This is a genomic window from Streptococcus sp. 27098_8_103 (assembly GCF_041432345.1).
Lineage (GTDB): Bacteria > Bacillota > Bacilli > Lactobacillales > Streptococcaceae > Streptococcus > Streptococcus mitis_BV.
Map to the genome: position 1 here is coordinate 74,970 of NZ_JAPVZK010000005.1, position 15,629 is coordinate 90,598.

Sequence of the window (15,629 nt, forward strand, 5' to 3'; positions counted from 1 at the left end):
TTCATTTGTATTATCTAATAAAATTCAAAGAAAGGATAGAAGCAAACTGTCAGCCATGTTCAGTTCTGAACAGTTTGTCTCAAGTGTCTACATGCCAAAAAGAGACCGTCGAGTCAGCAAGACGAAAAAAGCCATCTATCAAGCTTTTTTACAACTTTTGAACGACAAAGGCTATGATGCCACTACTGTTCAGGATATCATTGACCTAGCAGATGTTGGGCGTTCTACTTTTTACTGTCACTATGAAAGCAAGGAACTCCTTTTAGATGAGCTCTGTCGCTACCTCTTTCATCATCTCTTTGAAAGGGAAGGACACTTTACTACCGAGGACTACCTCGCACATATCTTTTTACATTTTCAGAAAAACCAGGACCATGTTACCAGTCTGCTATTTTCCAAAAATGACTACTTCCTCCGTCAACTCCATAAAGAGCTAGAACACCATGTCTATCCCATGTTGGCTGATGAGTTAAAAGAAGCCCACACTAATCTGCCTACTTCTTACCTCCAACACTTGGTCGTGTCCAACTTTATCGAGACATTGACCTGGTGGCTCAAAAAAGGACAAGACTTTACATACCAGGAAGTTGTCCAGTTTTATCTAGACCTTCTCATTCCTAAAAATTGAATACAGAGTAGAGCTCAGTTGCCTTATTTCTAGGCTACTGAGTTTTTATCTTTTCAACAATCAAAAAAGCCCAGACAACATTGTCTGAGCAGTTTTCTATATGGTCGTTTAACAAAGTTGAGTTTGACATTTTCAAACTATTTCTTCAACAAACCTTGTTCTTGTAGAAACTCTTTGGCTACTTGTTCTGCTGACTTGCCTTCAACACCGACTTGATAGTTAAGCTGGCTCATCTGGCTTTCAGTAATTTTACCAGCCAATTTATTGAGAACTGTTTCCAACTCTGGATGTTTCTTGAGAAGAGCTTCTTTCATCAGTGGAGCTCCTTGATAAGGTGGGAAGAGTTGCTTGTCATCTTCCAAGACCTGCAAATCATAACGCGCCAATTCCGCATCAGTCGAATAGGCGTCCGTGATTTGAATATCACCTGACTGAATTGCCTGATAGCGAAGGGCTGGTTCCATGGTCGCCACATTGAGATTGAGACCATACATTGATTGCAAGCCCTTATTTCCATCTTCACGGTCATTAAACTCAAGTGTAAAGCCTGCCTTCAACTGCCCTTCCACTTTTTTCAAGTCCGAAATGGTCTTCAAGCCATATTCTTGAGCAATCTTTTTCGGAACAGCTACAGCGTAGGTATTTTGATAAGACATAGGTTTAAGATAGGCTAGATGATCCTGTTTGGCAATGCCATCACGCGCCACCTGATAAACCTGCTCTGGCTCATGACCTACTTTAGGTGATGGCTGAAGCAAACTTTCAGTCACCGTACCTGTAAATTCAGGATAGATGTCAATATCGCCTTTTTTCAGAGCTTCATAGAGGAAGCTTGTTTTCCCAAAATTCGGTTTAACAGTCGCAGTCATGCTGGTATTTTCTTCAATCAGCAACTTATACATATTGGCCAAGATTTCTGGTTCTGGTCCCAATTTTCCAGCAATAACCAAGTTTTCTTTCTCTTTTTGAGCTAAGAGGGCTGGACTATAAGACAAACCAAGCAATATTGTCACCAAGGCAAAACCAGAAAAAATCGTCCGCAATTTTGCTTTTTCCATCACTTTTAGTAGGAAGTTAAAGGCAATAGCAAGTACTGCAGAAGAAAGGGCCCCGATCAAAATCAGACTGGCATTATTACGGTCAATTCCCAAAAGGATAAAGGAACCCAGTCCCCCTGCACCAATCAAGGCAGCCAAGGTTGCCGTACCGATAATCAAGACCGCTGCCGTCCGAATTCCAGACATCATAACAGGCATAGCAAGTGGAATTTCAAACTTCTTGAGTCGCTCCCACCTAGTCATTCCAAAGGCAATCCCAGCCTCTTGCAGACTCGGATCAATTCCTTTCAGCCCAGTGATGGTATTTTGTAAAATCGGGAAGATCGCATAAATCACTAGAGCTGTCAAAGCAGGCAAGGTTCCAATTCCCATCAAGGGGATAAAGAGTCCCAACAAGGCCAGTGACGGAATAGTCTGGAAAATCCCTGCAATCTGCAAAACCCAATCCGCCAACTTCTCATGATAGCGAAGATAAACAGCCAAAGGAATCGCGATAAAAATAGCTAGTAACAGGGTCAATAGTGACAACTGCAAATGTTGAGATAGAGCTGTCAACCAATCACTAAAACGATCCTGAAAAGTTGCAATTAAATTAGTCATGAACACTACCTCCAAACAAATCTGCTACAAATTCTGTGGCAGGTGCTTTTAAAATTGTCTCAGGATTCGCTACCTGGCGAATCTCTCCATCCTGCAAGACAGCAATACGGTCCGCCAACTTCAAGGCCTCATCCGTATCATGGGTCACAAAAATCGTTGTCATCCCAAACTCTTTATGCAATTCTTTCGTCAGAACCTGCAACTGTTTTCTCGAAATAGCATCCAAGGCTGAAAAGGGTTCATCCATGAGGAGAATCTTAGGCTGACCAATCATAGCACGAACAATACCGACCCGTTGCTGTTCCCCACCAGATAATTCACTCGGAAGTCGATGCCCATACTCAGCTACTGGCAAGCCAACCTTAGCCAAAAGCTCTTCTGTTTTCTGAGCAATATCTTCCTTGCTCCACCCCTTCATCTCAGGAATCAGGGCAATATTTTCAGCAACCGTTAGATTTGGAAAGAGAGCAATGGCCTGTAAAACATAACCAGTAGAAAGACGAAGTTCACGCTCATCATAGTCTTTGATACGCTTGCCATCCATATAAATATTTCCATCAGTCGGTTCCAAGAGGCGGTTGACCATCTTGATCATGGTCGTCTTACCTGATCCAGATGGACCAACTAAAACCATAAACTCGCCATTCTCAATCCGTAAATTAACATCTCTCAAGACATCTTTTTCTGTGTAGCGTAGCGCCACATTTTTGTATTCAATCATTCTGTATCCTCAATTTAAAACTTCCCTCTATTGGTCAAGTCTTCTACCTTAGGCATGACTTCCTTATTATCCCAATGTTCCACAATTTTCCCGTTTTCTAGACGGAAGATGTCATACTGGGCATAGGCAACTCCACCAATCTGAGTCTGACCATAGCTAACCACATAGTTTCCTTGTCCTAAGAGTTGGAAAACAAAGTCAAAAGTGGTCTTTACTTATAAACAGCTAATTTGCTCCATTTTAAACCTCATTTTCCTCCTCTTTCAGATTATCCAAAATTCTTTCTTGAAAGGCTTCAAACTGACGAATTTCTTCCTCTGAAAATCCTTTGTAAAAGATCGTATCCAATTTCTGACTGACACGATACCCCACTTCTTTCTGAGACTGCCCCAACTCTGTTAAAACCAAATACTTCTTACGCTTATCTTCTCCACATGGACTAATAGCTACAAGATTTTGTTCCTCTAGTTTTTTAATCATCGTCGTCAGTGTATTGTTAGCAAGCCCAGTCGCAAGCGCAATATCTGTTGCAGTTGCACAGCCAGTTTCACTATTCCATAAAACCGCTAAAATCTTGCCCTGCTCACTCCGATAAAGAGCTTCAGGGTCTTGGCTCAGTAACTTTTGAAAAATCCGCCCATTCAACAAACGAATATGATGGGCTAGCAAATGACTATCCTTCATAACACCTCCAATTTATTTCGATATCGAAAAGAATAAAACAATTGTAACACTCATCGTTCTAACTGTCAACTATTTCGATTTGGAAATAATTTTTCCCAGTAAAAAAATCTCCTACCCAAGGTAGAAGATTTTAATCTTATAAACTTAATCCGTCATGTCCGATACCAACGTTCGATGCTCCAACGGAATACTGCACATAACTAGTAAGAAAATGAAACCTGACTGAATCCAGAAGAGGGCCAAGTCAAAAATTCCATGTACAGCAACCACTGTAAGGAAAGACAGATAAAGACCGATAATCGGACGTTTCCCCGACTCCTGACTCATATCCATCATCAATCGAACAGGAGCAACAGAAGACAAAACTAATAAAATAGTCCCTACAATTCCGTAACTCAGAATCGTATCAATATAAAGACTGTGAGCATGTTCATGATAAGGAGCATTTATCCGAGGATACGAGTGCATGTAGGTCAATGGCCCTTCACCCCAAAAAGGATTTTGCTTAAACAAGGCCATCCCAGCATCCCAGATAGAAATGCGTTCTTCCATAGAAGAGTCTAAAGTCCCCATCCGAACTCCCAAATCACTAGAAAAGAGGAAGCTCAAGCCAATCGCAAAGACCCCAATACTAAGCCAAAAGGCCTTCCAGTTTTTAATGGTCGTAAAGAGATAGATAATGGCACCAGCGATAATAGCAGGAAAGGCAGTTCGATTTTGCGTAAAGTTCAAACCAAAGAGATTCACAAAGCCTGCAATCACACAGAATACTTTCAACCAATTCAACTTGGTCGTTGTAAACAGATAGAAGGCAATCATGATACAGAAACAACAAATAATTCCATAATAATTAGGATTAAAGAAGGTCACTTCTGCACGATTCTGATGCCACACCTGCATGTTAGGTGAAAGAAAAGCATAGTTGAATTTCTTCACAATTTGGAAATGTTCTAAACTCGCAAAAGCAGCTGACAAGACGCTACCAAACAAGACGAGCTGCAAAATCAATCGAAAGAATTTATGTGATAAAATCGACTGATAATGCAAAAAGAAAACAGTAAATAGAAAAATTCCTACTGAGGCCACAACTCCCATCCAATTTTGTGCAAAAACGGATATAACAGTACTATAGCCAAGAAAAAGAAGTAGCATCGGATGCTCCCCCATTTTCTGAAGAATACTTTTCATGTCTCCTGTGAAAATTAAACTGATAATATATAAACAGAATACAACTACAAAAAGATAAAAGGGTAAAAAGATACTCAGGATAATTCCCAATAAAATCAGCTCTTTACTAGACAACCCTTTCAGCTTTTCAATAAAGCCTATTGATTTCAAAATGAATCCTTTCTCTCCAAATCAGTTGATTCAGATAATAGTAAGCTACCCTTTATTGTACCACTTTTTTAGCAATTTGAAAACAAAGGAAACGTTTTCTAAAATAAAAACCCTATTTTATCAACCATATCAAGTCAAGGCTTCAAAATGTTACTTCAATTCCGTTCTCAATTACCCGATAAGTCTGATTTTGCAGATTAATTTCTGCTACTGCTGTTACGGACTTATCTTTATTTTGACGTTTGATTACAATGCTGTGGGCTGTTGGTGTTTCAACGTCAATAGTTCCTTCTAGATCAAAGACTTCTGAACGGTTACGGAAAGAAAATAGATTGAGAAGGGCCTTCACTACAGGACGTTGGACTTCTTCTGCTATTTCCTCATTGCTATAGTAATGACGATTAATATTTCGACCTTCTTTAGTTTCTTCTAATAATTTCAAATCATTCTTGCCTGCTAATATACCTACATAGTAAACCTGAGGAATACCTGGGGCAAAAGCTTGAATTAGACGAGCGAGAAAATACTTAACATCATCATCTCCAAGCGCAGAATAGTAAGTCGAATTGATTTGGTAGATATCTAAATTGTTATACTCGGCACTGGAGTACTTACGTTTGACATTAGCTCCAACCTTATAGAGTTCATTTGAAGCATAGTCAATCTCCTCATCTGTCAAGATATCCTTGACATCCACCACTCCAATCCCATCATGGGTGTCTAGCGTCGTAAATTGCTTCATTGGGCTCATCTTTAACCACTTAGCCAAACGCTCTGTTCTGGAACTGTAAAGAGTATAAAAAGAGCAAAATCATAAACATAGTAATCATGGTCTGCTATTTTAAACTGAATCGAATAATGTTCATGAATCTCAGGTAAGAGCTCTGTCCCATACTCAGCAGCGATATCTCGAACTTTGTCCAATAAATCCCAAATATCTGGTTCTACAAAGAAATCATTAGTATCCAATTTCTTCACTGCATAAGCAAAGGCGTCTAGACGAATCAAATCACACCCATTACTTGCCAAGTGCTGAATGGTCTTACGGATAAATTCCATAGTTACTTCTTTGGTCACATCAAGATCAATCTGCTCCTCACCAAAGGTATTCCACAAATGTTCGACTGACCCATCTTCAAAAACAATCTCTTGCTTTGGTGCACGATCCTTACGCTTGTAAATTAAATCTACATCAGACTGTGTCGGACGGTTTTCTGGCCAAAACTTATCCCAGTTTAAAAAGAGATCTTTAAATTCACTGGCTTCATGTTTTTCTTGATAGTCCTTATAATACTTAGATTGACGAGAAATATGATTAATCATAAAGTCAAACATAAGATAATATTTCTCACCTAAACGCTTAACATCCTCCCAATCACCAAAAGCTGAATCCACTTCGTCGTAGTCAACTGGCGCAAATCCACGATCACCTGTTGATGGGAAAAATGGTAGAAGGTGAACTCCCCCAATAGCATCTCCAAAATACTCTTCCAAATTCTCATATAAGTCTTTAAGATTATTTCCCAGACTATCTGAATAGGTAATCAACATGGTTTTATTCTGAATTGGCATCATTACTCTCCTTTTTCTAATTGAAGCCAAGTCTTATATGACTTGGCTTCGTAAATCAAGTTCATGTTATACTCTTCGAAAATCTCTTCAAATCACGTCAGCTTTATCTGCAACCTCAAAGCTGTGCTTTGAGCAACCTGCGGCTAGCTTCCTAGTTTGCTCTTTGATTTTCATTGAGTATTAAATCTCTGTTTATCATCAAACTCGTACTAATATAGACTGTGATAAACTAAGTACTACTTTCTTGTTTTCTACATAGAATTATCAACAAGCTGAACCCTTCCTCTGTGTCAAAGACTATAGATTCTATGAGTTCTTCTTACTTCACTGCTCCGTTGCTCATGCCTGAAATAATATGTTTTTGGAAGATGAGGTAGACGACAGTAATTGTTACAATTCCTACAATATAGGATGCAAAACTTGGCCCATAGTCATTAAAATACTGACCTTGGTAGTTGTACTGGAAGAGAGGCAAAGTCCACAGCTTGGAATCCTTATTCAAAATTAACAATGGCAACATAAAGTCATTCCAGAACCATAATGCATTGATAATCAAGGTTGTAGCATGCATGGGCTTCAGCATTGGAAAAATAATCCGACGGTAAGTTGTAAATCGATCAGCCCCATCAATTTCTGCAGCTTCATCTAAACTATCTGGTACACTGATTTTAATATAACCAACATACAAGAAGAGAGTCTGTGGAATTGCATAAGTTAGATAAAGTAGTACCAACCCCCACATATTTGCCAGGCCGAGTTTGCTCATCATAACTGTGATAGGAATCATAATCACCTGAAATGGAACAAATATCCCTAAAATCAATAGTGAATACATAATTGCAAAGGCTTTTTTCTTGGACATATTTCGAGCAATGGAATAGGCTGCAGCTGGTATAAAGAAGGCTACTACAATCAATGATAACACCGTAATAACAGCTGAATTCCAGAAATAGCCTCCAATCCCATCCGAAACCAATCGTTCATAATTGCTTAATGTAAAAGGATTGGGCAAACCAAAGAAATGATTCATGATATCCTTGGTTGTCTTGAAGGAACTAAAAACCGTTACCAACAAAGGAACAAGTATGAGAATACCACCTACTATCAAGAGAACATACTTCCAAAACTGATTCAATTTTTCTTCTTTTTTCATGTGTAAGACTCCCCTATTAGATTTCAAATTTCTTTGATAGTTTGATTTGGATAAGAGAAACAATTCCAATAATTAAGAATAAAATCAAGGCAATTGCATTCGCATATCCATATTGATTACTCTTGAAGGCATAGTTATAGACTAAAAGACCAAGAGACGTTGTAGCATTATTAGGACCACCACTCGTCAAAGCAAAAATTTGGTCAAAGGCAGTCAAACCGGACTTAAGAGCTAGGATAAAAACCATAGAAATCGTTGGCAACAAATATGGTAATTCAATCTTCCAAAAAGTTTGTTTGCTTGTTGCACCATCAATTGATGCCGCCTCCAAAATATCAGATGGAATACTCTGAAGACCAGCAAGAAAGAGAATAATTGGCATTGCTACTCCTTGCCATAGAAGAACAAAAATAGTTGCTACTACCGCACCGATCGGTGTTCCTAATAGACTTTCTTGTAAAAAACTAATCCCTAAAATTTTTCCAATCGTTGGAAGACCATAGTTGAAGAATTGTTTAAAAATCAAGGAAACTGTCAAACCAGACAAAACCGCCGGGAAAAAGAACCATGCTCTAAAGAAGGTCTGCCCTTTCATCTTAGAATTTAAGGCTCGAGCGACAACCATCCCAATTGTAATCTCTCCAATAATCAATGCCAGGGTTAAAATCAAAGTAAAAGCAATGGCTGTGAAGAATTTCCCATCAATCATCAGCAATTTATAGTTATTCAGACCAACAAATTTATAATTATAGGTCAATCCAGTCCAGTTAGTCAAACTATAGAAAGCACCTTGTACCATCGGAAAGTAAAAGAAGATAGCTTGTAATGCAAGCGGGATGAGCAAAAAAGTCCAACCCCAGTATTTATTTAAAATTTTTCGAATAGCCATATCATCTTAACTCCTATTCTAGTCCAAATCTGCCTTCATTGGATTAAAGAAAGCATTGAGATTGTTTGCCATATTTTTCAGATTTTTATCCATCAAGTAACCTGCACTTAGATTGAAAAAATCTTCTTCAGAATTCCAGTGTTGGCCCAACCAAACATAATGTTTATCCGTAAATGCTAGTTTAGAAATCTCTGCAAGTGCTGAATCTTCTTTTTCCTGTATACCTTTCACAGCAACTGGTGAACCATCTACATCATAATATGCCTGCATAGCTTTTGGACTAGTCATATAGCTGATAAATTCTTCGGTTTCTTTAGGATGTTTGGTCGTAGCTGAAGTTGATAATGCCATGTCCCCTGCACCAACAGTGACTTCTTTTCCTACTTCTTCTCCTGGGAAGGCAAACATCCCCACATCAAATTTTGGATCCTGTTGATTAATTGCCGCTAATGCCCATGATCCTTGTGGCATCATAAAAGCTTTTTCATTCGAGAATGCTACCACCGCATCATTATAAGAGGCACCACGCCATCCATCTTGAGCATTGTCTGCCAACAAATCTAGTCGTTCTGCATCTGCTTTTAAAATAGCATCATCTACAGAAATAGCATTTGGTTTTGAAAAGCGAAGATAGTTATTAGCTGCGTCTCCACTGCCTGTAATGGTAATGAGAGAAAGTTGGTGATAACCGTTTAATGTCCATCCTTCATTGCCTGCAACTGCAAACGGAGAATTCCCACTATCTTTTATCTTTTTAACAATCTCTTGAAACTCTTTAAAAGTCTTCGGTTCCTCAAGTCCTAATTCTTTAAACTTTGTTTTATTGTAATAGATTCCATAAAGGTTAGCAGTTAAAGGCACACTATAAATCTTGTTATTGATTGCATACTTTTCTGCATAGTCATTCTTAATATTCTCAAGATAAGATTTCCCTGTCATATCTGCAAAGTAACCTGCTTTTGCCCACTCCTGAAAATCCATATTTTGAGGATAGATATTAACAATATCTGGAACATCTCCTGATAAAATCCGAGTCTTCAGAACAATACCAGCTGCCGGAACAGTCGTCAGTTTTACATCAATAGTAGGATGATCCTTTTCAAAATTATCTACAATTTTTTGCAAAGTATCCGCCATTTCGGTCTTCTGGTTAAAAAATTCAATCGTTACCTTTCCATCAGTCGATTGATTATTCTGACCACAAGCTGCTAGACCTAGTAAACTAGCCCCAGCGACTAAAAGAAAACCTGCTTTCTTATACCATTTCATTGGAAAGCCTCCTTTATAAATTTATACACCTTTATTATAGTCTTCTAAAAATATACTGTCTACTCAAAAAATCTCCTTGGGATAAAATAACAGTTAAACCCGCATACATTAGTTCTGCACCTGAGTAAACTTCGCCATTTTCCTGTAATTCATATAGTCCCTCTTCATCCAAATCTTTTAACTTTAAAGTTGTTTCCATGGTCTCTACAACTGACAAAACGCGAACGTAGGTTACAATCGTTTGATTTTTGTAATTAAATTGTACAGCTGCTTCATTGGATGCAGTATCAGGATTAATTAGTCTATACTGTTGTCCTAACTGAACTACTGGTCGTAATTCTTTATACAAGTTCACCTGATTAGCAATCTCACCTTTCTCTTCATCTGATAAACTTGTCAAATCAAGCTCATATCCCAAATTTCCCATCATTGCTACATGTCCACGTGTTTCTAATGGTGTCGTTCGTCCCATCTGATGATTCGGTACTGCTGACACATGAGCCCCCATAGAAATGGTTGGATAGAGATAGGATGAACCGTATTGAATTGGTAAACGTGCAATAGCATCAGTATTATCACTAGTCCAGACTTGTGGGAAATAGCGCATCATACCCAGATCATTTCGTCCACCACCACCAGAGCAGGACTCAAAGAGAATATGGCTGTGCTTCTCTGTCAGATAAGAAACGAGTTCGTAAAGCCCCAACATGTACTGATGAGATTGCATCTTTGTCTCTAGATAAGTAAAGCCATTTCCTAGGTTGGTCATATTACGATTCATATCCCATTTAATGTAATCAATCTCATGATAAGATAGGAGTTGATCTAAGACATTTTTCAAGTATTCTACTACCTGAGGATTGGCAAGATTAAGTACTAATTGATTCCGAGAATAAGTATGCTCATAACCAGGAACCTGAATAGCCCAGTCAGGATGTTTACGATACAAATCACTATCTACAGAAATCATTTCAGGTTCTAACCAAAGCCCAAACTGCAAACCTCTTTCATGGATAGCTGAAATCAGACTTTCTAGGCTTCCACCCAGTTTTTTCTCATTAACAACCCAATCACCTAAAGCACGATTATCATCAAAACGATTGCCAAACCAACCATCATCTAATACAAAAAGTTCAATGCCAACTTTCTTAGCTTCATCAGCTAGCTCTAACAGTTTTTCTCTCTGAAAGTCAAAGTAAGTAGCTTCCCAGTTATTAATTAGAATTGAGCGTTCTTTTGTAGAAAATTTACTTGGCATAATGTGCTTCAGTACAAAATTCTGACTTGCATGACTAACACCAGTTAATCCCTTGTCTGAATAGGTCATTAAAGCTACCGGTGTTTCAAAGTATTCCTCAGGGTCTAACTTCCAAGAAAAGTTTTCCGGATTAATCCCAATAGCCAGCCGAACTTCATTCAATTGATTCTTTTGAACAAAAGCTTCAAAGTTTCCACTATACATTAGTTGAATAGCAAACACATTCCCTGCATCCTCTGTGATTCCTTGATCACAGAGTAGAAGAGCTGGTGTTTGAGCATGCCCAGAAGCTCCACGGTTCGAACTAATTGAAAAGATTCCTTGTTCTACCTGTTGACGTCGAACAGTCTTTTCACGAGCATAAGCACCCTGCAGAGTTACGATTTCGTAAGCTGCCGCTGGAAAATCAGCCATAAAAGAAAAGTCTTTATGAATGACAACTTCCTGATTACTATTATTCACTAATTTACTGTAGCTAGCAATAGTCGAATCATTATCAAAAGCAGTATAATACAAATTCAGACTAAGTTGAGCCTTAGAATCTTCTAACATTAAGACAAGAGTCTCTGTATTATCCATGCTATGTGGAGAAGGTAAGCCCTGTGGACCATTCTGACCTTTTAAACTTTTTGCTTCTACAAATCGAAAGTCTGTTACTTCAGTTACACTATGCTGAATCTGTATAGTTGGTTTCCTAAAATCTCCTAAGCCATGTTGCCCAAAAATATGACGTTGAGTATCTAAACTAAAGGTTCGATTAGTAGCTGTTGGATTTCCTGAAAAGGCATGGTCCCGTTCATAAACACTATTGGAACCTTTATAGTTCTTAATAGTCTTTCCTAAATGTTTCAAAAGTAAGTAGCCATTTCGATTTTCAATAATCAAACTTAGATTTTTACTTTCAACATAAAATAGATTATTCTCTATCCTAACTCCCATTTACTTCACCTCATCACTTTATAGATTATATTTTATCATCTGAAAACGCTTTCCGAAATAGAAAAATGTCTCAAGAATATGGTAAAATGTTAGGTAGGAGGTAGCACATGCTAGTTTTTTCAGAATACCAGACTGGAACAATTGACCTTTCCCTAAGCTTTTATGGATATGAGGAATGCACACCAAATTACTCTTTTGGTCCAACAATTCGAGATACATACGTCCTACATTACATTACTAAAGGACAAGGAAAATTTCATTACAAGGGTAAAATTGTTGATTTAAAAGAAGGAGATTTCTTTCTATTAAAACCAGATGAACTAACCTTTTATCAAGCAGATAGTAAAGAACCTTGGGCCTACTACTGGTTAGGAATCACTGGAGGGAAAGCTCCTGATTATTTTGCTCTTTCTCAAATTTCTGACCAATCTTATCTCATCCAATCTGAAACTTGTCATACCCAGACTACTGCAAAACTCATCTCAGACATTGTCCGCTTCGCTCAGATTACCAAATCAAATGAATTAGCTCAACTCCATATCATGGGACAACTCCATGAACTGATGTTTCATCTGGGAACTATTGCTCCCAATCAGAAGAAAAAGAATATTTCATCGACCCACCAACTCTATCTTGAATGCAAACGATTAATTGATAGCCACTATCCTCAATCACTTACAATTCAAGATTTAGCAAAAGAACTATCCGTTCACAGAAGCTACTTATCAAGCGTATTCAAAGAATTTAACACCTTATCTCCAAAAGAATACCTACTATACGTTCGAATGTATCGAGCTAAACAACTCCTCGAAAATACCCAAGAGTCAATCAAGGTAATTGCATACTCGGTAGGCTTTTCAGATCCACTACATTTTTCTAAAGCTTATAAACAATACTTTAATCAGACTCCAAGTCAAACAAGAAAAGAATATTCTCAACACCAACTAGTGAGAAAGGAAACACTATGAAATCCTACCAAGCCGTCTACAAAATTCTAGCTAAAGAAACCGATTATATCAGCGGAGAAAAGATTGCAGAAGAACTATCACTGACCCGAACATCAATTTGGAAAGCCATCAAGCGTTTAGAACAAGAAGGCATTGAAATTGATAGTATCAAAAACAAAGGCTATAAACTGGTGAATGGGGATCTTATTCTTCCGGAACTCCTAGAACAAAATCTTCCAATTAAAATCAGTTTTAAATCCGAAACAAGATCAACTCAACTCGATGCAAAAGAAGCAATTGATTTAGGGAATGAAGCAAACACTCTCTATCTAGCTTCCTATCAAACAGCTGGCCGAGGCCGTTTTCAACGTTCTTTCTACTCACCCCAAGGTGGCATTTATATGACACTCCATCTCAAACCAAATCTTCCCTATGAGAAATTACCATCCTACACACTACTTGTAGCAGGAGCTATCTACAAAGCCATTAAGAACCTAACTTTAATAGATGTCGACATAAAATGGGTCAATGATATCTACCTCAAAAATCATAAAATTGGAGGAATCCTCACTGAAGCAATGACCTCTGTAGAAACTGGCTTAGTCACAGATATCATTATTGGAGTAGGAATCAACTTTACTATTAAAGACTTCCCTCAAGAATTAAAAGAAAAAGCTGCTAGTTTATTCAAAGCTCCAGCACCTATTACCAGAAATGAATTAATCATAGAAATCTGGCGTTCTTTCTTCAAAACGCCAGCAGATGAGTTATTATACCTATATAAAAAACAGTCATTCGTTCTAGGAAAAGAAGTGACTTTCACACTAGATCAAAAAGACCACAAGGGACTTGCTAAAGATATCTCAGAAAATGGAAAACTTTTAGTTCAATGTGATAACGGAAAAGAAATCTGGCTCAATAGCGGAGAAATTTCACTCAAGAGTTGGAAGTAATAATAAACGAGCACAACCATAAAATCGACAATATATAAAGATTTTAGCTTTTCTGCAGCCCACTACAGTTGACAAAGAGCGCAAAAAAACTTCAGATAAGTAATCCAATTAAGTTTTACAAATCTGAAGTTTTTATTCTACTATTCTTAAAAATATAAAAAAAGAGTTATAAACTCTCAATAAAACGGAGAATAAGGGATTCGAACCCTTGCGCCAGTTACCCGACCTAACGATTTAGCAAACCGTCCTCTTCAGCCTCTTGAGTAATTCTCCTATTAATGGGCACGAGTGGACTCGAACCACCGACCTCACGCTTATCAGGCGTGCGCTCTAACCACCTGAGCTACGCGCCCAAGTTAAAAACTTGGTAATGTAATTTGAACAAAGTTCAAAGCGGGTGACGAGAATCGAACTCGCGACAACAGCTTGGAAGGCTGTAGTTTTACCACTAAACTACACCCGCATACACACTATAAGTAAAAATGGCGCGAGACGGAATCGAACCGCCGACACATGGAGCTTCAATCCATTGCTCTACCAACTGAGCTACCGAGCCTTATTGCGGGAGCAGGATTTGAACCTACGACCTTCGGGTTATGAGCCCGACGAGCTACCGAGCTGCTCCATCCCGCGTTAATACAAAAGGAGGATGTGGGATTCGAACCCACGCACGCTTTTACACGCCTGACGGTTTTCAAGACCGTTCCCTTCAGCCGGACTTGGGTAATCCTCCATACTATTCAAATGGACCTTGTAGGACTTGAACCTACGACCACTCGGTTATGAGCCGAGAGCTCTAACCAGCTGAGCTAAAGGTCCAACAAGATCTTTATAGCGGCGAAGGGGATCGAACCCCCGACCTCCCGGGTATGAACCGGACGCTCTAGCCAGCTGAGCTACACCGCCATATATCGGGAAGACAGGATTCGAACCTGCGACACCTTGGTCCCAAACCAAGTACTCTACCAAGCTGAGCTACTTCCCGAGTTAAATAGAAAAATGCACCCTAGAGGAGTCGAACCTCTAACCGCCTGATTCGTAGTCAGGTACTCTATCCAGTTGAGCTAAGGGTGCTCATTAGTTTATGCCGAGGACCGGAATCGAACCGGTACGATCGTTACCAATCGCAGGATTTTAAGTCCTGTGCGTCTGCCAGTTCCGCCACCCCGGCCTCTCTAAGCGAACGACGGGATTCGAACCCGCGACCCCCACCTTGGCAAGGTGGTGTTCTACCACTGAACTACGTTCGCACTGTTTTCTTCTATCTAAAAATGCCGGCTACATGACTTGAACACGCGACCCTCTGATTACAAATCAGATGCTCTACCAACTGAGCTAAGCCGGCTCATTTATTATATCTTAATGCGGGTTAAGGGACTTGAACCCCCACGCCGTTAAGCGCCAGATCCTAAATCTGGTGCGTCTGCCAATTCCGCCAAACCCGCATATATGACCCGTACTGGGCTCGAACCAGTGACCCATTGATTAAAAGTCAATTGCTCTACCAACTGAGCTAACGAGTCTAAAATAACTTGCGTTATCTTAAACGGTCCCGACGGGAATCGAACCCGCGATCTTCGCCGTGACAGGGCGACGTGATAACCGCTACACTACGGGACC

General features: G+C 39.1%; 11 protein-coding genes, 16 tRNA genes and 2 pseudogenes. 3 read left to right on the plus strand and 26 right to left on the minus strand.

Annotated features, from left to right (window positions below):
* The first annotated feature begins 91 nt into the window (after positions 1-91).
* Positions 92-628 (plus strand): TetR/AcrR family transcriptional regulator, encoded by a 537-nt coding sequence (locus O3599_RS02490; protein ID WP_004235331.1) that lies wholly within the window; start codon positions 92-94, stop codon positions 626-628.
* A gap of 137 nt (positions 629-765) precedes the next feature.
* Here O3599_RS02490 and O3599_RS02495 read toward each other — a convergent pair whose 3' ends face one another.
* From O3599_RS02495 to O3599_RS02540, 10 genes and pseudogenes are all read right to left on the minus strand, one after another.
* Entirely contained in the window at positions 766-2,286 is a 1,521-nt protein-coding gene (locus O3599_RS02495; protein ID WP_261076544.1) for an ABC transporter permease/substrate-binding protein, read from the minus strand.
* Positions 2,279-3,007 (minus strand): ABC transporter ATP-binding protein, encoded by a 729-nt coding sequence (locus O3599_RS02500; RefSeq protein WP_247939501.1) that lies wholly within the window; start codon positions 3,005-3,007, stop codon positions 2,279-2,281. The genes O3599_RS02495 and O3599_RS02500 overlap by 8 nt, the downstream gene beginning before the upstream one ends.
* 14 nt (positions 3,008-3,021) lie before the next feature.
* Positions 3,022-3,213: pseudogene (locus O3599_RS02505) on the minus strand (polyketide cyclase); the annotation flags it as partial.
* Between the two features lie 34 nt (positions 3,214-3,247).
* On the minus strand, positions 3,248-3,691 hold the full coding sequence (locus O3599_RS02510) for a MarR family winged helix-turn-helix transcriptional regulator (RefSeq protein ID WP_020903524.1): 444 nt from the start codon (positions 3,689-3,691) through the stop codon (positions 3,248-3,250).
* Positions 3,692-3,835: 144 nt separating this feature from the next.
* Positions 3,836-5,029 carry an O-antigen ligase gene (locus O3599_RS02515; RefSeq protein WP_064275733.1) on the minus strand — a complete coding sequence of 398 codons (1,194 nt, stop codon included), beginning with the start codon at positions 5,027-5,029 and terminating at the stop codon, positions 3,836-3,838.
* A gap of 142 nt (positions 5,030-5,171) precedes the next feature.
* Positions 5,172-6,601, minus strand: a pseudogene (gene gtfA, locus O3599_RS02520) (sucrose phosphorylase).
* A 319-nt stretch (positions 6,602-6,920) separates the two neighbouring features.
* Positions 6,921-7,754, minus strand: coding sequence for a carbohydrate ABC transporter permease (locus O3599_RS02525; RefSeq protein ID WP_000711264.1), 834 nt, complete (start codon positions 7,752-7,754; stop codon positions 6,921-6,923).
* A gap of 16 nt (positions 7,755-7,770) precedes the next feature.
* Positions 7,771-8,643 (minus strand): carbohydrate ABC transporter permease, encoded by an 873-nt coding sequence (locus O3599_RS02530; RefSeq protein ID WP_001007715.1) that lies wholly within the window; start codon positions 8,641-8,643, stop codon positions 7,771-7,773.
* Between the two features lie 18 nt (positions 8,644-8,661).
* Positions 8,662-9,912: an extracellular solute-binding protein gene (locus O3599_RS02535; protein ID WP_000872420.1), complete on the minus strand. Its 1,251-nt coding sequence runs from the start codon at positions 9,910-9,912 to the stop codon at positions 8,662-8,664.
* A gap of 34 nt (positions 9,913-9,946) precedes the next feature.
* Positions 9,947-12,109, minus strand: coding sequence for an alpha-galactosidase (locus tag O3599_RS02540; RefSeq protein WP_247939500.1), 2,163 nt, complete (start codon positions 12,107-12,109; stop codon positions 9,947-9,949).
* Between the two features lie 107 nt (positions 12,110-12,216).
* Here O3599_RS02540 and O3599_RS02545 point away from each other — a divergent pair, with 107 nt between their 5' ends.
* Both O3599_RS02545 and birA read left to right on the plus strand, forming a co-directional pair.
* Positions 12,217-13,077, plus strand: coding sequence for an AraC family ligand binding domain-containing protein (locus tag O3599_RS02545; protein ID WP_000959991.1), 861 nt, complete (start codon positions 12,217-12,219; stop codon positions 13,075-13,077).
* Positions 13,074-14,009, plus strand: a complete 936-nt coding sequence (gene birA / locus O3599_RS02550; RefSeq protein ID WP_247939499.1) for a bifunctional biotin--[acetyl-CoA-carboxylase] ligase/biotin operon repressor BirA — start codon at positions 13,074-13,076, stop codon at positions 14,007-14,009. Before O3599_RS02545 ends, birA begins: the two co-directional genes overlap by 4 nt.
* A 185-nt stretch (positions 14,010-14,194) precedes the next feature.
* Here the strand turns inward: birA and O3599_RS02555 are convergent.
* The 16 genes from O3599_RS02555 to O3599_RS02630 form a co-directional block, all read right to left on the minus strand.
* Positions 14,195-14,282 (minus strand) — tRNA-Ser (locus O3599_RS02555).
* Between the two features lie 6 nt (positions 14,283-14,288).
* Positions 14,289-14,362, minus strand: a tRNA-Ile gene (locus O3599_RS02560).
* A gap of 39 nt (positions 14,363-14,401) precedes the next feature.
* Positions 14,402-14,472, minus strand: a tRNA-Gly gene (locus O3599_RS02565).
* A gap of 20 nt (positions 14,473-14,492) precedes the next feature.
* Positions 14,493-14,565, minus strand: a tRNA-Phe gene (locus O3599_RS02570).
* Positions 14,566-14,568: 3 nt separating this feature from the next.
* Positions 14,569-14,642, minus strand: a tRNA-Met gene (locus tag O3599_RS02575).
* 10 nt (positions 14,643-14,652) lie between these two features.
* Positions 14,653-14,742, minus strand: a tRNA-Ser gene (locus tag O3599_RS02580).
* 12 nt (positions 14,743-14,754) lie between these two features.
* Positions 14,755-14,828 (minus strand) — tRNA-Ile (locus O3599_RS02585).
* 13 nt (positions 14,829-14,841) lie between these two features.
* Positions 14,842-14,915: transfer RNA gene (locus O3599_RS02590), tRNA-Met, on the minus strand.
* A 5-nt stretch (positions 14,916-14,920) separates the two neighbouring features.
* Positions 14,921-14,994 (minus strand) — tRNA-Pro (locus tag O3599_RS02595).
* Positions 14,995-15,009: 15 nt separating this feature from the next.
* A tRNA-Arg gene (locus tag O3599_RS02600) sits at positions 15,010-15,083 on the minus strand.
* A gap of 11 nt (positions 15,084-15,094) precedes the next feature.
* Positions 15,095-15,180, minus strand: a tRNA-Leu gene (locus O3599_RS02605).
* Between the two features lie 7 nt (positions 15,181-15,187).
* Positions 15,188-15,259 (minus strand) — tRNA-Gly (locus O3599_RS02610).
* Positions 15,260-15,281: 22 nt separating this feature from the next.
* Positions 15,282-15,354, minus strand: a tRNA-Thr gene (locus O3599_RS02615).
* Between the two features lie 18 nt (positions 15,355-15,372).
* Positions 15,373-15,454 (minus strand) — tRNA-Leu (locus O3599_RS02620).
* Between the two features lie 5 nt (positions 15,455-15,459).
* A tRNA-Lys gene (locus O3599_RS02625) sits at positions 15,460-15,532 on the minus strand.
* A 24-nt stretch (positions 15,533-15,556) separates the two neighbouring features.
* Positions 15,557-15,629: transfer RNA gene (locus O3599_RS02630), tRNA-Asp, on the minus strand.